Below are 24,171 nucleotides of genomic sequence, written 5' to 3'. Positions count from 1 at the left end.
CCCCCGGGCCCCCCCCCCCCCCCCCACCGCCGTCCTCCGCGTAGCGGCGGACGATCGGCTCCAGATAGTCCGCGTGCGGGCCTGCCAGGTGCGGGAGTTGGGCCGTGGAGCGGATCAGCGCCATGCGGTCCAGTTCCGGATCGCGGCCCTGGGCCCGCTCGGCCGCGGCCATCGCCTCGAACCGCTCGCGCAGCCGCGCCGCCGGAAGGGCCGGGGCGCGGAACAGGACGCCGATGCTGCCGTTGCCCGCACGGGTGACGTTCCAGAAGGCGAGGTCGTCGGGCGGGGTGTCTATGCCGGTCTCCTCGATCAACTCCCGTGCGGCGTGGCGGTGCAGGGCGCTCATGTCGAGCGGTTCGCCGTCCGGCGGGGGTTCGAGCGAGCCGCCCGGGAGCTGCCAACGGCCGGGCGCCGCCGTGGAGTTCGACATCCGGCCGATCAACAGGCTGCCGTCGTCCGCCGGTTGGAGGACCGAGACGAAGAAGGACGGGAGCCAGGAGGTTGATCCGGGGACGCGGCGCAGGGCGAAGTGGCGGTACGTCGTCCGCACCCAGGAGATGGCGAGGTCGTACGGTCCCTCGCGGTGGGTGCCCGCGCAGACCAGGACCGGTCCGTCGAAGAAGCTCGGGTTGACCCGCACCAGATCGTCCCAGACGCGGTTCATGGCGAGCCGCTCCTCGGGGGCGAGCCGAGGAGCGGCGGATTCGACGAGCCGGAGCCGGTGGACGTCCAGGAGTTCGGCGCCGAAACCCCGCGCATTCTGATGGATCATCGCCTCATGCTGGCACACCGGGCTGGTCAGTTGAGGGCACCGGGAGTCACCGCCGCCGCCTCTGCCTCCGCCTTCACGAGCGACGCCCCGGAGGCGCTGACGGTCGTTCCTCCGCTACGGCCGGCCGGGCGCACCGGCACCATGAGCGCGGCCAGCGCCGCCGCCAGGCACAACACCGCGAGCAGGGCGAATCCGTGGGTGTACCCGGAGTCGTAGGGCAGGCCCGAGGCCTGGAGATGGCCGGTGACCAGCACGCTGGTCACGGCGGCGCCGATCGAACCGCCGATGGTGCGGATGTTGGCGTTCATGCCGGTGGCGGCGCCGGTCTGCTCGGGCGGGACGCTGCCGACGATGAGGTTGGCCATGGAGGCGAAGGCGAGTCCGATGCCGAGGCCGAAGATGCCCGCGACGAGGGCGATCTGCCACTGCTGGTCGTGCCAGAGGGCGAGGATGCCGCAGGCGACCGCGCCGAGCGCGGCACCGGTGGTGAGCAACGCCTTGGCGTCGACCACGGGTTCGAGCCGGCCGCTGAGCACACCGGAGACGAACATCGCGATCAGCATCGGCAGCATGAGGAGGCCGGAGGCGGTCACGCTGGCGCCGAAGCCGTAGCCGGCGGACGACGGGGTCTGGACGAAGCCGGGCAGGAAGGACCAGATCGAGTACATGCCCGCGCCGAACAGCAGCGCGGCGGTGTTGGTGGTCCACACGGACGGCAGTCGCATCACCTTCAGGTCGATGAGCGGGCTGCGCGAGCGGGCCTCGGCGAACAGCCAGGCCGCGAAGAGCACGACGGCGAGGGCGAACAGGCCGACGACCTTGATGGAGCCCCAGCCCCAGACACCGGCCTGGCTGAGCGGCAGCAGCAGGGCGACCAGCCAGCCCGAAAGGAGCACGGCGCCGGACCAGTTGACGCTTCCGTCGGCGCGGTTCGGTGACTCGGGGACGTAGCGCAGGGCGATGAGGGTGGTGACGGCGACGATGCCGACGGGGAACCAGAACAGCCAGCGGTAGTCGAGCGCGGACACGATGGGACCGGCGGCCACCATGCCGACACCGCCGCCCGCGGCGATCACGGCGGACAGGTTGCTGATGCTGCCGGGGACCCGGGAGGCGTCGAACTCGTCGCGGATGATGCCGAAGGACAGCGGGAACAGCGCGCCGCCGATGCCCTGGACGACCCGGGCGACGATCAGTACGCCGATGTTGGGGGCGAGAGCGGCGACCAGACAGCCGGCCAGCACGGCCAGGAGGACGGCGACGAGGGTGCGCTTCTTGCCGACCAGGTCGCCGACCCGGCCGAGGATCGGGGTGAAGACCGAGGCGGACAGCAGATAGGCCGTCATCACCCAGGTCGCGGTGGACTGGGAGGTGTGCAGCGCGTGCTGGACGGTCGGCAGGGCCGGCGCGATCAGCGACTGCAGCATGGAGAACACGCCCGCACCGGTCGCGAGGACCGCGAAGGTGAGGCGGGTGGACTTGCTGGGCATGGAGAGCCTCTCCGAAAACAAGCGAACGGGGGCGACCGCACGGCTTCGCGGCGGATCGCACCCACACTGCTAAAGTGGAGGTACCCCTCCACTGTAACGGAGGCACCCCTCCGGTTCAACCGAGTCCGCCCCAGGGAGGCACCCGTGACGGCCCAGCCGTTCCCCGTCAGCGAGATCGTCGCGGCCCAGAGACCGCACCGCAAGGACGCCGCCCGCAACTACGACGCCCTGCTCGCCGCCGCCCGCGAGGCCTTCGCGGAGCACGGCGCGGAGGCGTCGCTGGAGGACATCGCGAGGCGCGCGGGCGTCGGCATCGCCACCCTCTACCGCAACTTCCCGACCCGCCGGGCCCTCTTCGAGAGCGTCTACGCGGACGAGGTGAACGCGCTGTGCCAGGTCGCCCTGGCCGTCGCCGACCAGGAGCCGTGGGAGGCGCTGATCTCGTGGCTGAACCGGTTCGTGGGCTACGTGGTGACCAAGCAGGCCGTGCGCCAGGCACTGGAGAACGACTCGGAGATCTTCGGGGCCTGCCGCGAGTCGATGTTCTCCGCGGGCGGACCACTGTTCGAGCGGGCGCAGAAGGCGGGCGTGGCACGGACGGACATGGACTTCGGTGATCTGCTGCGCATGGTCGCGGGGATCGCCGGCACGACCTACCTGGACGACGCCCAGCGCGACCGCGTCCTGGCCATCTCCCTGGACGGCGTCCGCGCGAACCACTGACTAGGCGGGGGCGCTTCCCTCGAACGCCGCCCGCAGCAGGGCGAGCACCCCGTCCTCGGTGACCGGCCGGGGGTTGGCGTACGCCTGACTCACCGCCTGCTCGGCCGCCGTCGCCAAGTCGCCCTTTTTCAGACCGAGTTCGGCGAGCGAGCGCGGTGCGCCGAGCCGGCCGGCCAGTTCCCACAGGGCAGTTGGCGCGTTCTCGGTGCCCAGCGCGCGGGCCACGGCGGCGACCGCGTCCGGGGCTGCGGGCGCGTTGTACGCCAGCGCGTACGGCAGCACCACGGTGTGCGTCTCGGCGTGCGGGAGGCCGAAGGTGCCGCCGAGGACGTGGCACAGCTTGTGGTGCAGGCCCATGGTGGTGGCGCCGAGGCACGAACCGCACAGCCACGCCCCGTACAGGGCGCGGCCGCGGGCGTCCAACGACCGTGGTTCGGCGGCCAGTTCGGGCAGCGCGGACGTCATCGCCCGTACGCCCTCCTCGGCCATCAGCGCGATCAGGGGCGAGGAGTCCGGGGCGTACAGCGCCTCCACGGCGTGCGCGACGGCGTTGACACCGCTGGTCACCGTGAGCGGGACGGGCAGGCCGAGGGTCAGCTCCGGGTCGTAGACGACGCTGCGGGGCAGGACCGCGGGGTCGCGGCCGGTGCGTTTGGCGCCGTGCTCGGTGAGGCCCCAGACCGGCGTCATCTCGGAGCCGGAGTAGGTGGAAGGCACGGCGATCAGCGGGAGTCCGGTGCGCAGGGCGATGGCCTTGCCGAGGCCGATAGACGAGCCGCCGCCCACCGCGACGCATCCGTCGGCGCCCAGCGAGCGCGCCAACTCGACCGCACGGTCGGCGACTTCGACCGGCACGTGCATCTTCGCCCCGGCGTGCACGCCCACACACGTGTCGCCCAGCGAGTCGGCGACCGCCTGCGCGGTGTCGGCGCCGCGTGCGCCGGAGAGCACCAACAGCCGGCGCAGACCGAGCCGTTCGGCCTCGCCGGCCGTCGCGGTCAGTGCGGCGCCGGGTCGCAGGACGACCCGCATGGGCTGGGCCTCGTAGGCGAAGTCGAGGTGGCCGGTCACGAGCGCCGCTCCAGTACGAGGTCGAATTGTGCGTGCCGGAAGGGGTTGGCGATGCCGAACTCCCGTGCCAGGGAAGGGTCGTCGGTCGGGGTGAAGTCCTCGACGAGGCTCTGTTTGACGGCGAAGACGGCGTCGGAGTCGAGGTAGTCGCTGCCCGCGACGAAGATGTGCGTGGTGACCGGAGTGTGGCCGTCGGCCGAGGCGATGAAGTGGATGTGGGCGGGGCGGTAGGGGTGGCGGCCGGTCGCCTTGAGGAGTTCGCCGACCGGGCCGTCCGTCGGGATGGGGTACGGGCTCGGCACACAGGTGCGGAACCAGAAGCGGCCCTCGGCGTCCGTGGTGAACAACCCCCGTCCGTTGCCCGGGGGTTGGAGGTCCGGGCGCTGCACGTCGTAGAAGCCGTTGCCGTCGGCCTGCCACACGTCCAGGACCGCGCCGGGCAGCGGGGTGCCGTCCCCGGAGACGATCCGGCCGCTGACCACGCACGGCTCGCCGCCGCCCACCAGGTCGATGTTCGCGCCGAGTTCGCGGACCGGCGACTCGGTCATGTGGAAGGGGCCGAGGACCGTCGACTCGGTGGATCCGACGGCCCGGTCGCCGTTGATGGTCTCCACCAGCATCGACAGGCCGAGGACGTCCGACAGGAGGATGAACTCCTGCCGGGTGTCCGTGCACATCTGGCCGGTCTCCGTGAGGAAGCCGATCGCCCGCTCCCACTCCGCCTGGGTGAGGCGGGTCTCCCGCGCGAACGCGTGCAGATGCCGGATCAGGCCCGACAGCAGTTCGCGCAGACGCGGGTCGGCGGTGCCGCGCAGACTGGCGACGGCCTCGTCCGTGACGGTGACATGAGTGGTCATTGCGGCTCCCTGCCCGATGCGAAATGTCAGCCGTGCCCGAGGATGCGTCGCAGCGCGTCCGTGAGCAACTGTTCGGCGTCCACGGCCGCGTCGGCGTGGCGGAAGGCGACGTATCCGTCGGGGCGGACCAGCAGGGCGCCCCCGTCGGACACCTCGCTCAGGCGGGCCCAGTCGCCGTACGGGTCCTCGTACTCCTGGCCGGGTCCGACGACCACCGTGGCGATGTCGAGGGGGTGGGCCTCGGCCGCGCGCACCCAGGCTTCGCCGCCGATGCCGGTGAGCAGGGTGAAGCGGCCCTTGCCGACCGTGTCGAGGGTCGAGACGGTGCGGGTGCCGGAGGTGATCCAGGCGTGCGGGAGCTTGGCACCGGGGCGGGAGCTGGGTTGGTGGTACAGCTCGGGGTCGCGGTCGAAGCCGGAGTCGGGCATGCCGTCCGGGACGATCGCGTCGGATGTGTAGCGCTGGTTGAGGTCGACGCCGTGCGCGTTGAACTCGTACACCTTGAAGGCGATCGCCTCGCGCAGCGCGGCCCGTTGCTTCCCTGCGGCTTCGGTGGCGTCCTTGCGGGCGGCGATGTTGGCCCACAGTTGCTCGGGGGTCTGCGGGGAGAGACCGTCGAGCGCCTCGAAGATCGGGGCGGTCTCGCCGATGGACTTGTTGGCGCGGGTGACGATCTGCTTGCCGACGGGCGCGCGTTCGGCGTCGTAGGTGTCGAGGAGCTTCGGCGTGGCGGTGCCGTCGAGGACCAGCTTCAGCTTCCAGGCCAGGTTGTAGGAGTCCTGGATGGAGGTGTTGGAGCCGAGTCCGTTGGACGGCGGGTGGCGGTGCACGGCGTCCCCGGCGCACAGGACCCGGCCGTTGGCGTACCGCTCGGCGTACATCTCGTTGACGGTCCACGCCGAGGACGATCTGATGGTCACCGGGATGTCGTCGTCGCCGACCAATTGCCGTACGACGGACAGGGCGTACTCCTCGGTGAGGTCGGGGGCGCCGGCCGTGACGTCGTAGCCCCACACGATCAGCCACTCGTTCCAGGGCTTGACGCAGCGCACCAGGCCCGCGCCGATGCCGCCGACGGTGGCGCCGGGGGCGAGCACCCAGTACAGGGTGGAGGGGCGGTGGGCGGTGTACTTGCTCAGGTCGGCGTCGAAGAGGATGTTGATGCTGCCCGCGACGCCCATCTGGCCGCCCATGGGCAGCCCGGCGTCCTCGGCGATCTGCGAGCGGCCGCCGTCTGCGCCGATGAGGTACTTGGCGCGGATGAGGTACTCGTCGCCGCGCAGCCCGTCCTCGACGGTGACCGTGACGCCGTCCTCGTCCTGGACGAAGGACTTGTAGGCCGTGCTGAAGCGGACGTTCGAGCCGCGTGCGAGCGCCGCGTCGATCAGCACCGGTTCCATCAGGTGCTGCGGCATGTCGCACATCCTGGTCGGGCTGGCCAGCTCGTGGGCGGCCTGCACCAGCGGGTCGTTGCCCCAGGAGCGGATCCGGCCGAGTTCCTCGCCTGCCAGGCTGGTGCAGAACGTGGTGTTGCCCATCAGGTTCTGCGGTGTCGCCTTGGCCATCACCTCGTCCTCGACACCGAGATCGCGCAGGACCTCCATGGTGCGCTGGTTGGTGATGTGCGCGCGGGGCGTCCTGGTGAGGCGCGAGTAGCGCGTGACGACGATGTGGGGCACGCCGTAGGTGCTCAGCGCCAGCGCGGCCGAGGCCCCGGCCGGGCCGCTGCCCACGATCAGTACGTCGGTCTCGACAACGTGCACGCGGACGCTCCAGGGGTGAGAAAGGCACCGACTCTTCAGGATCATCATGCGGACCGGACACCCCCGGGTGTCTCATTACGAGACAGTCACAGCCCCTCGACGGCGCACGCCAGGGGCCCGATACGGTGGGAGGTGTCATGACCACCGTGGAGCACTCCCCCGCCCTCGCCCCGCTGCGCCAGGCGCGCGAGCGGTTCCTGACCGGCCGCCCGCTGCCCGACGGCGTCCCGGACGACGTCCTCGCCGCCTGGCGGCGCGCCCGCTTCTTCGGCGTACGGCACGACCTCCACGAGACCGTCCCCGACCCCGAACTCCCGGCCGCCTCGCCCCTGTTGGAGGCGGCGCGGCCGGTGCTGGAACGCATCGCGCCGGCGCTCGGCCGTTCGGGGCTGCTCCTCACCGACGAGCGGCCGCGGGTGCTGTGGACCTCGGGCGAGGTGCCCGGCGACGACCGGTGCCGTGACCTGTCCGAGCGCGAGGTGGGACCCAACAGCGCGGCTCTCGCGGTGCGCACCCGGCGCCGGGCCGAGGTGCACGGCCCCGAGCACTTCCTCGACCTGTGGCAGGACGTGTCGGCGGTCAGCGTCCCGCTGTTCGCCCCGCGGACCGGGCAGGTGCTCGGCACGGTGACCGTCGCGACCGGCCTGTGCGCCGGTTGCGGCCCGCATCCCGGGGCCGCCCTCGCCGAGGCCGCGGCCACCGCCGTGGAGGCGGAACTTCTCGCCCGCTCCCGTACCGCCGAACGGGTGCTCCTCGACGCCTACACCCGGGCCGCGCACAGCCCCGAGCGGGCGGTCGTCGCCCTCGACGGCCGCAGCCGCCTGATCAGCGAGAGCGCGGTACGCCTCGCCACCCCTCAGGTGCTGGCCGCCCTGGAACGCGCGAGCACGAGCGAGGGGTCCTACGACGTCCCGCTCCCCGAGGACGCCGGATGCACCGCCGACATCACTCCGGTACGGCACGAGGGCCGCGCCGTCGGGATCGTGGCCGTCCTCACGGCCCGCGCCGCCGGGATCCCGCGGCCGTGTCCGCGCCCCGCGCTGGCGCTCGCGGGCGGTTCGGTGCCCTGGCGGCACACGCTCGCACGGGCGGTCGAGCTGGCGCGGGTCCCCGAGCCCCTGCTGCTGACCGGTGAGCGCGGGGTGGGCAAGACCGCGCTGGCCCGTGAACTGCTCGGCGAGACCGTGCCGTTGGTCGCCGACGCCGCCGAGTCGCCCGAACTCGGCGTCAAATACAGCGAGTTGGCCGACGGCCGCCCGCTGCTCCTACGGCACGCCGAACGGCTGGCCCAGCCGGACGTCGCCGCGCTCAACTCCCTGCTGGACGAACACCCCGATGTCCGTCTGCTGATCACCTACACCCCCGGCACTCCCCCGGGCCCCTGCTTCCAGCGGCTCCTGGACACCCTTGCGGCCCGCTCGGTGGTTCTACCGGCCCTGCGTGAACGCCCGGAGGACGTACGGGAGTTGCTGCCGATGCTGGCACCCCGCCCGGCCCCAGGGCAGCCCCCGCTCACCTGGACGCTGGACACGCTGCGGGCCCTGGAGGAGCATCCGTGGCCCGGGAACGTCACCGAACTCGCCCATGTCGTACGGACGTTGGCGGAACACCGGCGGGTCACCGGGCCGGTGCGGCGGGCCGAGCTGCCCGACGCCGTCCGGGAGGGTCCTGCGGCCCGCCGGCTCAGCCCGATGGAGCGGGCCGAACGCGCGGCGATCCTGGCGGCGTTGCGTCGGCACGGCGGCAACAAGGCGCGGGCGGCCGCCGCGTTGGGGATCGGCCGGGCGACGCTCTACCGGAAGCTGCGCGGCTACCAGGGCGTCTCGTAGCCAGGCCGCACGCCTATTTGATCAGGGCGTTGGCCACCACGACGACCACACCGAGCAGTGCGTCCACCATCCCGATGACCACGGCCGCGACCCAGCTCCGTGCCGACCAGCGGGCCGTGACCAGGCCCAGGCAGAACAGCAGGGCGATGTTGAGGACGAAGGCCGCGTACTCGACGCCGTTCGCGGGCCACCAGCCCCAGCCCGCCCCGGCCAGCAGCAGGACGGTCGGCAGCGCGGCGGCGACCAGCGGCCACTCGTCGCGCAGGGTGCGCAGCGCGTCCCAGCGGCGGTGCGGGGCGCGCTCGGCGATGTAGTGCGCGTATCCGTGGGCCAGCGCCGAGGCGGCGGCGGTCACCAGCAGCCACAGGGCGTCGTAGCGACGGCTGGCCCTGGAGGTGTGGCCGTACTGGGTGAGCGCGGCGACCATGGAGCAGGCCAGGACGGCGCCGTAGACGCCTCCGAAGAGGATGTTCTCCCGCGTCGCGTGGGGGTGCGGCTCGGGGACGGCCGCCGTGGTCTGCGCCATGTCCTCCACGATCACCCGGCGCCACCCGGGCCGCCACTCCACGACGAAGTGTCCCCCCACCTGGGCCGATACCCCACACAGTGTCCACGTCCGGAGCGCGTCCGGCCCGGCTAGGGTCGCGGCATGACGCACAGCTTCGTTGTCCGCATCCCCGACGCCCAGCTCGAACCCGAGCCGCTCGACCCGGCGCAGATCGTCTCCGGCACGCCCGAGGTCACCGGGAAGGTCGTGTGGGAGTCCGCGGACGGGCGGCAGATCCGCGGGATCTGGCAGATCACCCCGGGTGTCGTCACCGACACCGAGGCGGACGAGCTGTTCGTGGTGATCAGCGGCTCGGCGACCATCGAGGTCGAGGGCGGGGAGACGCTGACGGTCGGTCCCGGGGACATGGCCGTGCTGCGCGAGGGCGACCGTACGACGTGGACGGTGCACGAGACGCTGCGCAAGGCGTACGCGATCAACCTCTGACGCCCCTCAACGGACCGCCGCCGTAGGCAGGTTGTAGGGCGTGACGACCTGGATCGAGGACGGCAGGGTCGGGCCGGCCGGCGGCAGGGCGTCGTGCGCGCGCATCATGATGCGGCAGGCCTCGCGCACGTCCTGGCGCAGATCGTGGTGGAGGACGGCGGACAGGCTCTGCTCGCGCAGCAGCCGGGTGTTGTCGTGGTCGAGGTCGTGCGCGACGAACACGGCGCACTCGCGGCCGAGGTCGGCGAAGGCGCGCAGGGTCGCGATGTTGCCGCCGCCGATCGAGTAGACCGCGCGGATGTCCGGGTCGCGCTTGAGGGCGCCCCGGACCACTTCGTACTGGGTGGCGTCCAGGCCGTGGCCCTCGGTGATCTCGACCAGGGCCCGATCCGGGTAGCGGGCGCGCATGATGCTGCGGAAGCCCATCTCGCGCTCCTCCTCGTTGCGGAAGAACCCGCTGCTCAGGCTGGTGAGGACGTTCCCTGGGCGGTCGCCGAGCCACTGGCCCATCAGATAGGCGGCCGTCGCGCCCGCCGCCCGGTTGTCGATGCCGACGTAGGCGAGGCGCGCGCTCGCGGGCAGGTCGGTGACCAGGGTGACGACCGGGATACCGGCGGCGACGAGCCGGCCGACGGCAGCGGTGACGTCGGGGACGTCCGGTGCCTTGAGGATCACGCCCTGCGAGCCGCGCCGGGCGATCCGGTCCAGGGTGACGACGAGCTCCTTCACCGACGCGGTCTCCCGGAAGTGGAAGCGTGAGCGCACCACGGCCGGGTGCAGGTCGGGCAGCTCGGCCTCCAGCGCGACCCGTACGGCGGTGGAGAACCGCTCCGGTGCCTGGATCACGATGTCGATCATGAACGTACGGCCGACCAGCCGGACCTGGGTGCGCTGCCGGTCGAGATCGGCGATGGCCTGGCGCACCTCACGCTCGGTGCTCTCGCGCACCCCGCCCCTGCCGTTCAGGACCCGGTCCACGGTGGCCTCGCTGAGGCCCGCCTGACGTGCGATTTCCCTGATCGGGAAGGGGTGACCCACCGGTGGCCTCCTTGAAGGGTTTTTGATGGCTCGCTGCTGGTTGTTCGAAGGGTTTGTACTGACAAGAATGACAGGACCGCACCACCACGTGACCCGAGGGGACGACGATGTCCTTCACATCCGCAGACCGCCCCGCCCGGTTCTCCGAGCTGGACTGCGACCTGGACGCCTTCCGCGCCCTCGTCGAGCGGCCGACCGACCCGGCCGGCTTCCCGTACGCGTCCTCCGTCGAGCGGAACGTCCTCGTCTACGACAGCGACCGGCTCCGCAAGTCCATCGCCGCCGGTGAGCGCGACGAAGTGCAGGCCGAGCTGGTGCGGGCGTTCACCGACGGGCCCGGCATCGTGATCCTGCTGGGCGCCTTCCCGGACGCGTCGGTGGTGGACCGGGCGACCGAGGTCTTCGACGCGCTGATCGCCGAGCAGCACGCCTCGGGCGCGGGCGCAGGGGACCACTTCGCGAAGCCTGGGGCCAACGACCGGGTGTGGAACGCCCTGGAGAAGGCCGCGCTCTACGACCCGGTGGCGTTCGCCGACTACTACGCGAACGACATGCTGGCCCTGGTGTCCCTCGCCTGGCTCGGCCCCGGCTACCAGATCACCTCGCAGATCAACGTGGTGCACCCGGGCGGCGCGGCACAGACCGCACACCGGGACTACCACCTCGGGTTCCTCAGCAACGAGACCGCCGCCGCCTACCCGGCGCATGTGCACCGCCTCTCCCCCGTGCTCACGCTCCAAGGAGCGGTCGCGCACTGCGACATGCCGGTCGAGTCGGGGCCGACGATGTACCTGCCGTACTCGCAGCAGTACGAGCCGGGCTATCTGGCGTGCCGCCTCCCGGAATTCCGGGCCTACTTCGCGACCCACCACGTCCAACTCCCGCTCGCCAAGGGCGATGCCGCGTTCCTCAACCCGGCGCTGTTCCACGCGGCCGGCACCAACCGCACGGCAGGCGTGCGGCGCATGGCCAATCTGCTCCAGGTGTCCTCCGCGTTCGGGCGGGCGATGGAGACGGTGGACCGCGAGGCCATCACCAACGCGGTCTTCCCCGTGCTGCTCCGGCGCAAGGCCGAGGGTATGGGCGAGGAGTGGCTGGACACGGTCGTCGCGGCGAGCGCCGAGGGCTACGCCTTCCCGACCAACCTCGACAACGACCCGCCCGTCGAGGGACTGGCCCCGCCCTCGCAGGCCGACCTCGTACGCCGAGCGTTGCGGGAGGGATGGGCCCCGCAGGCGCTCCGCGGGGAGCTGCGGTCCGGTGCCGAGCGGCGCGAGAGCTGAGGAACGGGAAACGCCATGGGACTTCGACTCCTGGACGACAAGGTCGTCCTCGTCAACGGCGGCAGCCAGGGGGTGGGCGCCGCGGTCGTGCGGGCCGCGGTGCGCGAGGGCGCGGTGGTGGCGTTCACCGGCCGCCGCGCGGAGGTGGGCGAGAAGCTCGCCGCGGACACCGGTGCGCACTTCGTGCGGGCGGACCTCTCAGATCCGGAGCAAGCACGCGACAGTGTCGTAGGGACCGTCGCGGCCCACGGGCGCGTCGACTGTCTCGTCAACGCGGCGGGGCTGACGTCCCGCGGCTCGCTGCTGGACACCACACCGGAACTGTTCGACCAGCACATGGCGATCAACCTGAAGGCCCCGTTCTTCGCGATGCAGGCGGCGGTGACCGACATGACCGCCCGCGACGCGCCGGGGACGATCGTCAACATCGGCTCCAACTGCGCCCACGGCGGGCCCCCTCACCTGGCCCCGTACTCCGTGGCCAAGGCCGGTCTCGCGGGCCTGACCCGCAATGCCGCGCACGCCCACCGCTTCGACCGGATCCGGATCAACACCGTCAACATCGGCTGGACCGCGACCGAGGGCGAGGACGCGACCCAGCGTGCCTACCACGGCGCGGGCGACGACTGGCAGGAGCAGGCCGCCCTGGGGCTCCCGATGGGCAAGCTCGGCCAGCCCGACGAGATCGCCGACTTCGTGGTGTTCCTGCTGTCCGAGCGGTCCGGGGTGGTCACCGGTTCGGTGATCGACTGGGACCAGAACGTCCTCGGCGCCCTCGACTGACCTTCCACATCCGCGACACACCCGCACCCCTCAAGAAAGCAAGAGTCCTCATGCGCATCGGAATCCTCGGCCTCGGCCGCATCGGCGCCTTCCACGCCGAGACCCTCTTCGGACTCGACGCGGTCGAGTCCCTCGTCGTGGCCGACCCGTTCGCGGAGGCCGCAAAGAAGGCCGCCGAGCGCTTCGGCGCAGAGGTGGCAGACTCCCCCGAGGCCGTGCTGGCCGCCGGCGTCGACGGTGTCGTGATCGCCGCGGCGACCGACGCCCACCCGGGCCTGATCCTGGCCGCCGTCGAGGCGGGCATCCCGGTGTTCTGCGAGAAGCCGGTCGCCAAGACGATGGCCGAGGGCGTCCAGGTCCTCAAGGCCGTCGAGGGCAGCTCGGTGCCGATCCAGATCGGCTACAACCGCCGCTTCGACGCCGGCTTCGTCGCCGCGCGCGCCGCCGTGGTCTCCGGTGAGCTGGGCAAGCTGCACACCGTGCGGTCGACCACCCTTGACCCGGCGCCGCCGCCCGCCGCGTACATCGCCGCGTCCGGTGGCATCTTCCGGGACTGCAGCGTGCACGACTTCGACATCATCCGCTGGGTCACCGGCCGCGAGGTCACCGAGGTGTACGCGGTCGGCGCCAACCGGGGCGCCGACTACATCAAGGAGGCGGGCGACGCCGACACCACCGGCGCCATCCTCACCCTGGACGACGGCACCATCGCGGTGGTCTCCAACTCCCGCCACAACGCCCGGGGTTACGACGTCCGCATGGAGATCCACGGCTTCACGGACTCCATCGCGGTCGGCCTGGAGGACAAGCTGCCGCTGCGCTCCGTGGAGCCCGGCGTGACCTTCCCGGCGGGTGTCCCGCACGACTTCTTCATGGACCGCTTCACCGCCGCCTACCGGGCCGAGCTCACCGCGTTCACCGAGGTCGTCGCCGGCACCCGCACCTCCCCCTGCACGGTCGCCGACGCCCTGGAGGCCGGCTGGATCGCCGACGCCTGCACCCTGTCGCTGCACGAGCACCGCCCGGTCACCATCCAGGAGGTACGCGAGGCATGAGCGGTCCGGGCCGGGAACCACTGCGCATCGGAGTACTGGGAGCGGCTCGGATCTCCGAGCAGTCCCTGATCGGTCCCGCCCGGACGACCGGCCACCGCGTTGTCGCGGTGGCCGCCCGCGACCGGTCCCGCGCGGAGGCGTACGCGGCCGCGCACCGCGTCGAGCGGGTGGTGGACTCGTACGCCGACCTGATCGCCGACCCGGAGGTGGAGGTCGTCTACAACCCCCTCGCCAACGGTCTGCACGGACCGTGGAACCTCGCCGCGCTGGCGGCGGGCAAGCACGTCCTGTCGGAGAAGCCCTCGGCGAGCAACGCGGCGGAGGCGGCCGAGGTACGGGAGGCGGCGGCGCGGTCCGGAACGGTCTTCATGGAGGCCTTCCACTACCTCTTCCACCCCGTCACCCGGCGTCTGCACGAGCTGCTGGCCTCCGGTGAACTCGGCGAGCTGCGGCACGTCGAGACACTTGTCGCGATCCCGGCCCCGCCGGACACCGACCCGCGCTGGTCGCTCGACCTGGCCGGCGGCGCCGTGATGGACCTGGGCTGCTACAGCCTGCACGCGCTGCGGATGCTGGCACCGTGGGCGGGCGGCGCGCCCCGGCTCCTCGCGGCCCGGGGCGGCGAACGCGCGGGGGCGCCCGGCGTCGACGAGTGGCTCGACGCCGACCTGGCGTTCCCGAGCGGCGCCACGGGTTCCGCGCGCTGCCACATGGCATACGACGAGCTGGTGATGAGCTGCCGGATCGTCGGCAGCCGGGGCGAGGCGTTCGCGCCGAACTTCGTGCTGCCGCACCAGGACGACCGGGTCGTGGTCCGTACGACGGACGGTGTCCGCACCGAGCGGCTCGGCAGGCGGTCGTCGTACACCTATCAACTGGAGGCGTTCGCCGCCCGGTTGAGGAACGGCGCGCCGCTGCCGCTGGGTCCGCAGGACGCGGTCGCGACGATGACGCTGATCGACGAGGCCTACCGCGCGGCGGGCTTCGAGCCGAGGCCGCGCGTGGCGGTCCTGCGGTAGGAACGGCCGAAGGGCGTGCGCAGCGACTGCGCACGCCCTTCGCCCTTGTCCCGGGAACGTCTACCGGTAGAACGCGGGCCGCTCCACCAGTTCGACCTCGACCCGGCCGCCGTCCTCCAGCGCCCGTACGCCGGCCTCGCACACGGCCGCCGCCGCGTAGCCGTCCCAGACGCTCGGGCCGGTGACCTCGCCGCGGCGGGTGGCGTCGACCCAGGCCTGGACCTCGCGGTCGTAGGCGTCGGCGAAGCGCTCGACGAAGTCCTGGGCGATGGTGCCGCCCCAGCGGCCGGCCATGTTGGTGACCATGGCGTGGCCGTCGCCGATGCGGGCGGTGCCGCGTTCGCAGACGATCTCGGCCTGGACCTGGTAGCCGAAGCCGCAGTTGACGAACATTTCGACGTCGACGATCGCGCCGCCGTCGGTCTCGAAGACGACGAACTGCGGGTCCTGGAGGTCGTCCGGGGCGCTCGCCGAGGGTCGCGGGCGCAGCACCTGGACGGCTGTGATCTCGTGCCCGAGGAGCCAACGGGTCGCGTCGGTCTCGTGGGCCACGGAGTCGCTGATGAGCATGGAGCTGGTGAAGAAGGGCGGACTGGCGGCGTTGCGGTGCCGGTTGTGGAGCATGAGCGGTCGGCCCAACTGGCCTGTTTCCAGAAGGGACTTGAGCTTCATGTACTCGGCGTCGTAGCGCCGCATGAAACCGACCTGCACCCGGCGGTGGCCGAGGCGGACCTCGGCCTCCATCACGCGCAGCGCCGAGGCCGCGTCGGGGGTGAGCGGCTTCTCGCACAGGACCGGGAGGTCGTGCTCGAAGGCCGTGAGGAGCGCGGTCTCGTGCGCGGGGCCGGAGGAGGCGATCAGCACCGCGTCGACGTCGGCCGCCGCCATCGCGGCAGCCGGGTCGGTGTACGCGGTGCACCCGTCGATCTTGGCCGCGATCCGTTTGGCCCGCTCGGCGTCGATGTCCACGACGGCGGTCACCCGGGCTCCGTTGACCACGTCCTCGATCCTGCGGACGTGGTCGGCCCCCATCTTTCCGGTTCCGACGACTGCCACTCCGAGCGGGTCGCGCGGGTTCATGGCCATCGGCCGTCCTTTCGGCTCGTCACGTTCGTCAGGCTCCGCAGGAGCGGAGGAACTTGCGGGTGCGTTCCGCGATGGGGAGGGGCTTGTCCGGCTCGCACGGGTACATGTCCTGCTCGACGATCGCGAACAGCTCCACGCCCAGCCGCTGCGCCGCGACCAGCACCGGTTCCAACTCCGGTACGCCGGACGGCGGTTCGCACATCACTCCGCGCTGCACGGCCGGCCCGAAGGGCACCTCGTTCTTGACGACGTCGGCGAGGATCTCCGGGTCGACCTGCTTGAGGTGCAGATAGCCGATGCGTTCGCCGTAGGCCTCGATCAGCTTGACGCTGTCGCCGCCGCAGTAGGCGTAATGCCCGGTGTCCAGACAGAGGTTGACCAGTTCGGAGTCGGTCGAGTCGAGGAAGTGCTCGACGTGGTCCTCGGTGTCGAGGTGGGTGTCGGCGTGCGGGTGGACGACGAGGTCGAGCCCGTACGCCTCCTTGACCTCGTGTCCGAGGCGTTCCATGCCCTTGGTGAGGTGCGCCCACTGCTCGCCGGTCAGCTCCGGCGGCTCCAGGATCTCGGCGGTCTTGTCGTCCCGCCAGAAGGAGGGGATGACGACCAGGTGCCCCGCGCCCATCGCCTGGGTGAGCGCGGCCACCTGGCTCACGTGCTCCCAGGTGACGTCCCAGACGGAGGGGCCACGGTGCAGGCCGGTGAAGACCGTGCCGGCGGAGACCTTCAGGTCCCGCCGGGCGACCTCGTCCGTGAGCCGGGCCGGGTCGGTCGGCAGATAGCCGTAGGGACCCAGCTCGATCCAGGAGTAGCCGGCCTGGGCGACCTCGTCCAGGAAGCGCTGCCACGGCACCTGCCCGGGGTCGTCGGGGAACCACACCCCCCAGGAGTCCGGGGCGGAGCCGACCCGGATGCGATCCAGGACGGGACGCTCGGTCATGTCAGGACGTCCCTTCGGGCGCTGTGGTCGCCGGGGCCTTGAGGTCCTTCTCCTCGGGGAGTTCCTCGACGTCGACGCCGCGGACCTGGGACAACTCGTGCTTGAGCGCGGCGAGTTCGGAGCCGCCGGCCATGTGGTTGGTCAGCTCTTCCAGGGTGATCTCGCTGCGCTCGGCGGAGAGTTCCATCGTGCCCAGCCGCAGCACACTGAAATGGTCGCCGACCATGTACGCGTGGTGCGGGTTGTGCGTGATGAAAATGACCCCCAGGCCGCGTTCACGGGCGGCGGCCACGTACTTCAGCACCACACCCGACTGCTTCACACCCAAAGCGGCGGTCGGCTCGTCCAGGATCAGCACCCGGGCACCGAAGTAGACGGCGCGGGCGATCGCCACACACTGGCGCTGACCACCGGAGAGCGTCCCGATGGGCTGCTCCAGGTTGTCCAGGACGATGCCCATCTCCCGCAGCTCATGATCCGCGGTCTGCTTCATCTTCTCGATGTCCAGACGGCGCAGCGGCCAGGGGCCCTTCGTCATCTCCGAGCCGAGGAAGAAGTTGCGCCACACCGGCATCAACGGCACCACGGCCAGGTCCTGGTAGACCGTCGCGATGCCCTTGTCCAGCGCCTGACGCGGAGTGGTGAAATGCACCGGCTCCCCGTCGACGAGGAACTCACCCTCGGTGTGCTGGTGCAGCCCGGAAATAATCTTGATCAGCGTCGACTTACCCGCGCCGTTGTCACCCAGCACGCAGGTCACCTGGCCCGGACGGACGGCGAGGTCCACGCCGTGCAGGGCACGGACGTTGCCGTAGGACTTGCCCGCGTTGCGGAGCCGGACCAGGGGATGGTCCTCGCCCTCGGGCGGCGTGTCGGTCAGGATCGCGCCGTGGGTGCCGGTCGTGTTGTCGGTCATGAGGGTCACCTCCGGGTCGCGGTGCGCTGCACCCACAAGTTGATGAGGACGGCGCCGAGGAGCATCACGCCCAGGAACGCCTTGAACCAGTCCGGGTTCCAGCCGGCGTAGACGATGCCCTGCTGGACCATGCCGAACATGAACGCGCCGAAGACCGGGCCGATCGCCGAGCCGGCACCGCCGGTCAGCAGACAGCCGCCGATCACCGCCGCGGAGATGTAGATCAGCTCCTGGCCGACGCCCTCGCCGGACTGCACGGTGTTGAAGGAGAACAGCTGGTGCATGCCGATGAACCAGGCACCGAAACCCACCAGCATGAACAGCGAGATCTTCGTGAAGGTCACCGGGACACCCACGGCGCGGGCGGAGTCCTTGTTGCCGCCGGCCGCGAAGACCCAGTTGCCGTACTTGGTGCGCAGCAGCACCCAGGTCGCGATGGCCGCGAACACCAGCCAGTACACGATGGTGATCTTCACCTGCACGCCGCCGACATCGAACGACGACGCGAAGACCTTCTTCGCCTGGTCGAAGCCGTCCATGTTGCTGATGTCGTCAGTGGCGACGTTCCCGGTGACCAGCTTGGTCACCGCGAGGTTGACGCCCTGCAGGATCAGGAAGGTGCCCAGCGTGATCAGGAAGCTCGGCAGACCGGTCTTGACGACCAGCCAGCCGTTGAGGAACCCGATCGCCAGCGACACGATCAGCGCCACGATCACACCGACCCACACGTTCATGGTCAGCTGGTAACTGAGCATCGCCGCGGTCAGCGCCGAGGTGATCACCGCGACACCGGCGGACAGGTCGAACTCCCCGCCGATCATCAGCAGGGCGACCGGCAGCGCCATGATCCCGATGGTCGACGACTGGTAGAGGATGTTCGCCATCGAGGCGCCGTCCCGCACCGGCGGAGCGGCGATCAGGAAGAACACGTACACCGCGGCGGCACCGAGGAAGACACCCACCTCGGGACGCGCCAACAACCGCAGTGCGAGAGGCCGTTCGGTGGTGCGGCCGTCTGTCGTCCGGGGGCCGGGGGCCGGCGGTGTGGTCACCGCCGGCTCGGCGTGCTGGGTCATGCTCATCACCGGGTTCCGTTGGCGGCGTACTTGGCGACGGTCGCGACGTTGGTCTTGTCGACAAAGGCCGGGCCGGTCAGTACGGGCTGCTCACCACCGCCGCTGTAGTTGCCGTTGTTCTTGTAGAGCCACAGCGAGTCGACCGCCAAGTAGCCCTGGAGGTACGGCTGCTGGTCCACCGCGAACTGGATGGTGCCCTTGCTGATGGCGGTCGTGAGGTCCTTGTTCAGGTCGAAGGTGGCGACCTTCGCCTTGCTTCCGGCGTCGGACAGGGACTGCGCGGCGGTCAGGGCGAACGGGGCGCCCAGCGTGACCACGTAGTCGATGGCCTTGTCCTGCGTGAGCTTGGCGGTGATCGTCGACTTCACGGACGGCATGTCCGTGCCGTTGACGTTGAGCACCTCGGTGCTGCCGCTGAACGTCTTCTTCACGCCGTCACAGCGCTGGGTCAGGCCGATGTTGCCCTGCTCCTGGATGACACAGACGACCTTCTTGGCGCCTTCCGTGTTCAGCCGCTTGCCGAGCGCCTCACCGGCGACCGTCTCGTCCTGGCCGAAGAACTCCAGCAGGCCGAGCTTCTTCCAGTCGCTGAGACCGGAGTTGAGGCCGACCACGGGTATGTTCGCGGACTTCGCCTTGCCTATGACGCCCTTGAGGGCGTCGGGCTTGGCGAGGGTGACCGCGATGCCGTCGACCTTCTGGTCGATCGCGTTCTGCACCAGGTTGGACTGGTTGCCCGCGTTCGGGTCGGCCGAGTAGATGAGCTTGATGTTGTCCTTGGCGGCGGCGGCCTGGGCGCCCTTGCGGACGATGTCCCAGAACGTGTCGCCCGGCGCCTGGTGCGTGACCAGCGCGACCGTCATACGAGGCGTGCTGGCCTTGCCCGCGGAGGCGCCGGAGGTGTCCTCCGTGGACTTCTTGCCGCCCGAGCTGCTGGAGCAGCCGGCGAGGGTCAGTGCCGCTGCCGCGGCGACCGCCACGAAGGGGGCCATTCTGCGCGAACGGGAGTGGGAAGAACGGTCCATCTTTCCTGCACCTCACTGTGCTTCAGGGGAAAGGGATCAATGATCGCAGAGATCCGGGCTCGGGGCCTGTGCAACCCCGGGTCGTAAGCCGCGAAACACGGCTGTTGCGCTGGGACGGAATCCAATCCCCGGTCACGCCCGCTGTCAATACTTTGTTAAGACATCATTTCACAAGAAGGTCCGAATGTAAGTACAAACTATTGACAGGCGACCCCTCCGAGACCTACACCTGGGAGTCGGCAGGCCCCCGGGACCCGCCACCCCCAGCAGCCCAGAGGAGTGTCCGCGCATGGCCGAGTCAGCCCAGCCCTTCGATCTGATCACCATGGGCCGGATCGGAGTCGATCTCTACCCCTTGCAGTCCGGGGTACCCCTGGCCCAGGTGGAGACCTTCGGGAAGTTCCTCGGCGGATCGGCCAGCAATGTGGCGGTCGCGGCGGCGCGGCTGGGCCGTAGCACCGCGGTGATCACCCGCACCGGCGACGACCCCTTCGGGGCCTATCTGCACGAGGCGCTGCGCGACTTCGGCGTCGACGACCGCTGGGTCACCCCGGTCGCGGAGTACCCGACGCCGGTCACGTTCTGCGAGATCTTCCCGCCGGACGACTTCCCGCTGTACTTCTACCGGCAGCCCAAGGCGCCGGACCTGGAGATCCACACCGACGAGCTGGACTACTTCGCCATCCGCCAGGCCCGCGTCTTCTGGATCACCGGCACCGGCCTGAGCGAGGAGCCGAGCCGGTCCGCCACCCTGGCCGCCCTCAAGGCGCGCGACAAGGCGGGCACCACGGTCTTCGACCTCGACTGGCGCCCGATGTTCTGGAGCGACCCGGAGGAGGCCCGCCCGTACTACGCCGAGGCCCTGCGTCACGCGACGGTCGCGGTCGGCAACCTCGACGAGTGCGAGATCGCCACCGGCGTCCGTGAACCGCGTGCCTGCGCCCAGGCGCTGCTGGACGCGGGCGTGGAGCTGGCCGTCGTCAAGCAGGGCCCCAAGGGCGTCCTGGCCGTGCACCGCGACGGCACGACCGCCGAGGTGCCGCCCGTCCCCGTCGAGGTGGTCAACGGCCTCGGCGCGGGCGACGCCTTCGGTGGCTCGCTCTGCCACGGGCTGCTGTCCGGCTGGGAGCTGGAGCGCACCATGCGGTACGCCAACGCGGCCGGCGCCCTCGTCGCCTCCCGTCTCGCCTGCTCCACCGCGATGCCCACCGAGTCCGAGGTCGAGAACCTCCTCGCCGGCGCGCGCGTGGGCAACTGACCACGTGGCCGACCCAGCCACCCCTGAACGGAGTCCGTCTTGAGCATCAGCATTCCCGACCTGGTCACGGTCAGAGCCCGGCATCCGGAGGCGATCGCCGAGGCCGCCGCCCGCCGCGTGCGCCGCCCGCTGCTCGGCGACAGCGGCCGCCTGATGATCGTGGCCGCCGACCACCCGGCCCGCGGCGCGCTGGGCGTCGGCGGCCGCCGTACGGCCATGGCGAACCGCGCCGACCTGCTGGAACGCCTGTGCGTCGCGCTGTCCCGGCCGGGTGTCGACGGGGTGCTGGGCACCGCCGACATACTGGAGGACCTGCTCCTGCTCGGGGTCCTCGACGGCAAGGTCGTGATGGGCTCGATGAACCGCGGCGGTCTGTCCGGCGCCTCCTTCGAGATGGACGACCGGTTCACCGGCCACCGCGCCGAGGACATCGAGCGGCTCCGCTTCGACGCGGGCAAGCTGCTGCTCCGTATCGACTACGACGACCCGGGCTCCCTGACCACCCTGGAGTCCACGGCACGGGCTATCGACGACATGGCGGCGCGCCAACTCCCGCTGTTCGTCGAGCCGTTCATCTCCCGCCGGATCGACGGGAAGGTCCGCAACGACCTTTCCGCGGAGGCCGTCACCAGGTCCATCGCCATCTCCGCGGGCCTGGGCGGTACTTCGGCCTACACCTGGCTGAAGCTGCCCGTCACCGACGACCCGGACGACATGGCCGAGGTGCTGGAGACGTCGACGCTGCCGGCCGTGCTGCTCGGCGGCGAGGTCGGCGACGACCAGGAGGGCGCGTACGAGAAGTGGCGCAAGACCCTGCGGCTGCCCACCGTCCAGGGCCTGGTCGTGGGCCGCTCCCTGCTGTACCCCGCCGACGGCGGCGTGGAGGCGGCGGTCGACACCGCCGTAGGACTGTTGTGAACCGGAGGCACACGATGACGAGCGCGTACCATCTTCCCGCCGGCAAGGCCCTGGGCGGCCCCTACGTCGTGGACGTCACCCCCGAGTCGGCGGCCTGGGGCTACTCCAGCCTGCGGGTCCTGGAGCTGCCGCCGGGCGGCACGCACACCTTCGACACCGACGACAGCGAGTGGATCGTCCTCCCGCTCAGCGGCGCCTGCACGGTCTCCGCCGCCGACGACTTCGGGCACGACACCTTCGAACTCCAGGGCCGCGAGAGCGTGTTCACCGGCGTGAGCGACTTCGCGTACGTCCCCCGGGACTCCCGTACGACGATCTCGTCCGCCGGCGGTGGCCGCTTCGCGCTGAACGGCGCCCGCTGCACGCGTCGGCTGCCCGCCCGCTACGGCCCGGCCTCGTCGGTGCCGGTGGAGCTGCGCGGCAGCGGCAACAGCTCGCGCCAGGTCAACAACTTCGGTGCGGCCGGTGTCTTCGAGTGCGACAAGCTCATCGCGGTCGAGGTGCTCACGCCCGGCGGGAACTGGTCCTCGTTCCCGCCGCACAAGCACGACGAGCACCGGCCCGGCGAGGAGTCCGTCCTCGAAGAGGTCTACTACTTCGAGTTCGCCGACCACGAGGGCACACCCGGCCTCGGCTACCAGCGCGTCTCCCCGTCCGGGCCGGGCCGCGACACCGACGTGCTGGCCGAAGTGCGCGACGGAGACGTCGTGTTGATCCCGGACGGCTGGCACGGGCCGTCGATGGCGGTGCCCGGCCACCACATGTACTACCTCAACGTGATGGCGGGTCCCGAGGAGGACCGCTCCTGGCTGATCTGCGACCACCCCGATCACGCCTGGATCCGCTCCACCTGGCCCGAGCAGCCCGTCGACCCCCGTCTCCCCCTCTACACGGCACCGGAGAAGTCCTGATGAGCACCTCCACCCGCCGCCTGACCGTCGCCCAGGCCCTGGTGCGGTTCCTGTCGGCCCAGTACACCGAACGCGACGGCGTACGGCACCGGTTGATCGCCGGCACCTGGGGCATCTTCGGCCATGGCAACGTTGCCGGGCTGGGCCAGGCGCTCCTGGAAGTGGGCGAGGACACGATGCCGTTCCACCAGGGCCGCAACGAACAGGCCATGGTGCACGCGGCAGTTGGCTACGCCCGCCAGCTCGACCGGCTCTCCGCGCAGGCCGTCACGTCGTCCATCGGGCCGGGCGCCACCAACCTGGTCACGGGCGCCGCACTCGCCACGATCAACCGCCTGCCGGTCCTGCTCCTGCCCGGCGACTACTTCGCGACCCGCGCCGCCGACCCGCTGCTCCAGCAGTTGGAGCACCCGGTCGAGGCGGACCTCTCGGTCAACGACACGCTGCGCCCGGTGTCGCGCTACTTCGACAGGATCACCCGCCCCGAGGCGCTGATCCCCTCCGCGCTGAACGCCATGCGCGTGCTCGCCGACCCGGTGGAGACCGGGGCCGTGACTCTCGCTCTGCCGCAGGACGTTCAGGCCGAGGCGTACGACTGGCCGGAGGAGTTCTTCGCCGACCGCGTGTGGCACGTACGGCGTCCCGCGCCGGACGTCTTCGAGCTGGCGGAGGCCGCGCAGGCCATCCGGTCCGCCGAGCGCCCGGTGATCGTCGCGGGCGGTGGGATCCACCACAGCCGCGCCGAGGAGGCGCTGAAGGCCTTCGTGGACGCCACCGGCATCCCGGTCGCCTCCACCCAGGCGGGCAAGGGATCACTGCGGTACGACCACCCGGCCGACCTCGGCGGCATCGGCCACACCGGCACCGCGGTCAGCGACGACATCGCGCGCGGCGCGGACCTGGTCATCGGCGTCGGCACCCGCTACACGGACTTCACCACCGCCTCCAACACGCTCTTCCAGAACCCGGCCGTCCGGTTCGTCAACCTCAACATCGCCGCGTTCGACGCCCACAAGCTGGCCGCGCGCACGCTGGTCTGCGACGCGCGGGCTGGGCTCACGGCGTTGACGGAGGCCCTGGACGGCCACCGGGTGAACTCGGTCTACGAGGCCGAGTACCGGACCGGCAAGAAGCGCTGGGAGCGGGTCGTCGACACCGCGTTCACCGCGCCCGACGAGAACGCCGTCCCCACCCAGACCCAACTCCTCGGCGCCCTCGACGCGGTCGTCGGCGACGACGACGTGGTGATCAACGCGGCCGGTTCGCTCCCCGGCGACCTGCACAAGCTGTGGCGGGCGCGCAGCCCCCGCCAGTACCACCTGGAGTACGGCTACTCCTGCATGGGCTACGAGATCCCGGCCGGCATC

General features: G+C 71.1%; 23 protein-coding genes. 11 read left to right on the top strand and 12 right to left on the bottom strand.

What is annotated here, in order from left to right; genetic code table 11:
* Together ABZT04_RS43890 and ABZT04_RS43885 are read right to left on the bottom strand one after the other, a co-directional pair.
* On the bottom strand, positions 1–772 hold a 772-nt coding region (locus tag ABZT04_RS43890; RefSeq protein ID WP_356065726.1), incomplete at its 3' end, for an NUDIX domain-containing protein.
* 26 nt (positions 773–798) lie between these two features.
* Positions 799–2,262, bottom strand: coding sequence for an MFS transporter (locus tag ABZT04_RS43885; RefSeq protein ID WP_356065723.1), 1,464 nt, complete (start codon positions 2,260–2,262; stop codon positions 799–801).
* Positions 2,263–2,406: 144 nt separating this feature from the next.
* On the opposite strand from ABZT04_RS43885, the gene ABZT04_RS43880 reads away from it, so the two are divergent.
* Positions 2,407–2,985, top strand: a complete 579-nt coding sequence (locus ABZT04_RS43880) for a helix-turn-helix domain-containing protein (RefSeq protein ID WP_356065720.1) — start codon at positions 2,407–2,409, stop codon at positions 2,983–2,985.
* Here ABZT04_RS43880 and ABZT04_RS43875 read toward each other — a convergent pair whose 3' ends face one another.
* Genes ABZT04_RS43875 through ABZT04_RS43865 form a run of 3 tightly spaced genes read right to left on the bottom strand, consistent with a single transcriptional unit; the run spans position 2,986 to position 6,721 of the window.
* Complete coding sequence (locus ABZT04_RS43875) at positions 2,986–4,056, bottom strand: maleylacetate reductase (protein WP_356065717.1); 1,071 nt, start codon at positions 4,054–4,056, stop codon at positions 2,986–2,988.
* Positions 4,053–4,913, bottom strand: coding sequence for an intradiol ring-cleavage dioxygenase (locus tag ABZT04_RS43870; protein WP_356065714.1), 861 nt, complete (start codon positions 4,911–4,913; stop codon positions 4,053–4,055). The genes ABZT04_RS43875 and ABZT04_RS43870 overlap by 4 nt, the downstream gene beginning before the upstream one ends.
* 26 nt (positions 4,914–4,939) lie before the next feature.
* Positions 4,940–6,721 (bottom strand): FAD-dependent monooxygenase, encoded by a 1,782-nt coding sequence (locus ABZT04_RS43865; protein ID WP_356065731.1) that lies wholly within the window; start codon positions 6,719–6,721, stop codon positions 4,940–4,942.
* Between the two features lie 92 nt (positions 6,722–6,813).
* Here ABZT04_RS43865 and ABZT04_RS43860 point away from each other — a divergent pair, with 92 nt between their 5' ends.
* Positions 6,814–8,505, top strand: coding sequence for a helix-turn-helix domain-containing protein (locus ABZT04_RS43860; RefSeq protein WP_356065711.1), 1,692 nt, complete (start codon positions 6,814–6,816; stop codon positions 8,503–8,505).
* Positions 8,506–8,518: 13 nt separating this feature from the next.
* Here the strand turns inward: ABZT04_RS43860 and ABZT04_RS43855 are convergent, their stop codons facing one another.
* Complete coding sequence (locus ABZT04_RS43855) at positions 8,519–9,031, bottom strand: hypothetical protein (protein ID WP_356065709.1); 513 nt, start codon at positions 9,029–9,031, stop codon at positions 8,519–8,521.
* A gap of 123 nt (positions 9,032–9,154) precedes the next feature.
* On the opposite strand from ABZT04_RS43855, the gene ABZT04_RS43850 reads away from it, so the two are divergent.
* Positions 9,155–9,499, top strand: coding sequence for a cupin domain-containing protein (locus ABZT04_RS43850; RefSeq protein ID WP_356065707.1), 345 nt, complete (start codon positions 9,155–9,157; stop codon positions 9,497–9,499).
* A gap of 6 nt (positions 9,500–9,505) precedes the next feature.
* Here ABZT04_RS43850 and ABZT04_RS43845 read toward each other — a convergent pair whose 3' ends face one another.
* Positions 9,506–10,537, bottom strand: a complete 1,032-nt coding sequence (locus ABZT04_RS43845; protein WP_356065705.1) for a LacI family DNA-binding transcriptional regulator — start codon at positions 10,535–10,537, stop codon at positions 9,506–9,508.
* Between the two features lie 107 nt (positions 10,538–10,644).
* On the opposite strand from ABZT04_RS43845, the gene ABZT04_RS43840 reads away from it, so the two are divergent.
* Genes ABZT04_RS43840 through ABZT04_RS43825 form a run of 4 tightly spaced genes read left to right on the top strand, consistent with a single transcriptional unit; the run spans position 10,645 to position 14,677 of the window.
* Positions 10,645–11,820 (top strand): phytanoyl-CoA dioxygenase family protein, encoded by a 1,176-nt coding sequence (locus ABZT04_RS43840; RefSeq protein ID WP_356065703.1) that lies wholly within the window; start codon positions 10,645–10,647, stop codon positions 11,818–11,820.
* Between the two features lie 15 nt (positions 11,821–11,835).
* Positions 11,836–12,603: an SDR family oxidoreductase gene (locus ABZT04_RS43835; protein ID WP_356065701.1), complete on the top strand. Its 768-nt coding sequence runs from the start codon at positions 11,836–11,838 to the stop codon at positions 12,601–12,603.
* A 50-nt stretch (positions 12,604–12,653) separates the two neighbouring features.
* On the top strand, positions 12,654–13,658 hold the full coding sequence (locus ABZT04_RS43830) for a Gfo/Idh/MocA family oxidoreductase (protein WP_356065699.1): 1,005 nt from the start codon (positions 12,654–12,656) through the stop codon (positions 13,656–13,658).
* Positions 13,655–14,677, top strand: a complete 1,023-nt coding sequence (locus tag ABZT04_RS43825) for a Gfo/Idh/MocA family oxidoreductase (RefSeq protein ID WP_356065697.1) — start codon at positions 13,655–13,657, stop codon at positions 14,675–14,677. The genes ABZT04_RS43830 and ABZT04_RS43825 overlap by 4 nt, the downstream gene beginning before the upstream one ends.
* Before the next feature lie 60 nt (positions 14,678–14,737).
* Here ABZT04_RS43825 and ABZT04_RS43820 read toward each other — a convergent pair whose 3' ends face one another.
* The 5 genes from ABZT04_RS43820 to ABZT04_RS43800 are packed head-to-tail and all read right to left on the bottom strand — an operon-like array spanning position 14,738 to position 19,717.
* Positions 14,738–15,757: a Gfo/Idh/MocA family oxidoreductase gene (locus ABZT04_RS43820; protein ID WP_356065728.1), complete on the bottom strand. Its 1,020-nt coding sequence runs from the start codon at positions 15,755–15,757 to the stop codon at positions 14,738–14,740.
* 34 nt (positions 15,758–15,791) lie between these two features.
* Complete coding sequence (locus tag ABZT04_RS43815; RefSeq protein WP_356065695.1) at positions 15,792–16,700, bottom strand: sugar phosphate isomerase/epimerase; 909 nt, start codon at positions 16,698–16,700, stop codon at positions 15,792–15,794.
* Position 16,701: 1 nt separating this feature from the next.
* Complete coding sequence (locus ABZT04_RS43810; RefSeq protein WP_356065693.1) at positions 16,702–17,616, bottom strand: ATP-binding cassette domain-containing protein; 915 nt, start codon at positions 17,614–17,616, stop codon at positions 16,702–16,704.
* Between the two features lie 5 nt (positions 17,617–17,621).
* The gene (locus ABZT04_RS43805) at positions 17,622–18,698 is read right to left on the bottom strand and encodes an ABC transporter permease (protein ID WP_356065691.1); all 1,077 of its coding nucleotides are present in this window, start codon (positions 18,696–18,698) and stop codon (positions 17,622–17,624) included.
* Positions 18,698–19,717 (bottom strand): sugar ABC transporter substrate-binding protein, encoded by a 1,020-nt coding sequence (locus ABZT04_RS43800; protein WP_356065689.1) that lies wholly within the window; start codon positions 19,715–19,717, stop codon positions 18,698–18,700. Before ABZT04_RS43800 ends, ABZT04_RS43805 begins: the two co-directional genes overlap by 1 nt.
* 289 nt (positions 19,718–20,006) lie before the next feature.
* Between ABZT04_RS43800 and iolC the strand changes: the two genes are divergently transcribed.
* The 4 genes from iolC to ABZT04_RS43780 all read left to right on the top strand — a co-directional run.
* On the top strand, positions 20,007–20,975 hold the full coding sequence (iolC, locus tag ABZT04_RS43795; protein WP_356065687.1) for a 5-dehydro-2-deoxygluconokinase: 969 nt from the start codon (positions 20,007–20,009) through the stop codon (positions 20,973–20,975).
* A 39-nt stretch (positions 20,976–21,014) separates the two neighbouring features.
* Positions 21,015–21,893, top strand: a complete 879-nt coding sequence (locus ABZT04_RS43790; RefSeq protein ID WP_356065686.1) for a deoxyribose-phosphate aldolase — start codon at positions 21,015–21,017, stop codon at positions 21,891–21,893.
* 14 nt (positions 21,894–21,907) lie between these two features.
* Positions 21,908–22,804 carry a 5-deoxy-glucuronate isomerase gene (gene iolB / locus ABZT04_RS43785; RefSeq protein ID WP_356065684.1) on the top strand — a complete coding sequence of 299 codons (897 nt, stop codon included), beginning with the start codon at positions 21,908–21,910 and terminating at the stop codon, positions 22,802–22,804.
* Positions 22,804–24,171 (top strand): thiamine pyrophosphate-binding protein (locus ABZT04_RS43780; protein WP_356065682.1); only part of this gene is annotated, 1,368 nt, incomplete at its 3' end. The genes iolB and ABZT04_RS43780, both read left to right, overlap by 1 nt.

The sequence above is a fragment of the Streptomyces sp. NPDC005492 genome (assembly GCF_040605995.1).
In the GTDB taxonomy this organism is placed as follows: Bacteria; Actinomycetota; Actinomycetes; order Streptomycetales; family Streptomycetaceae; genus Streptomyces.
The sequence above is the reverse complement of the archived record's forward strand: the minus strand, read 5'-3'. Positions and strand labels throughout refer to the sequence as shown.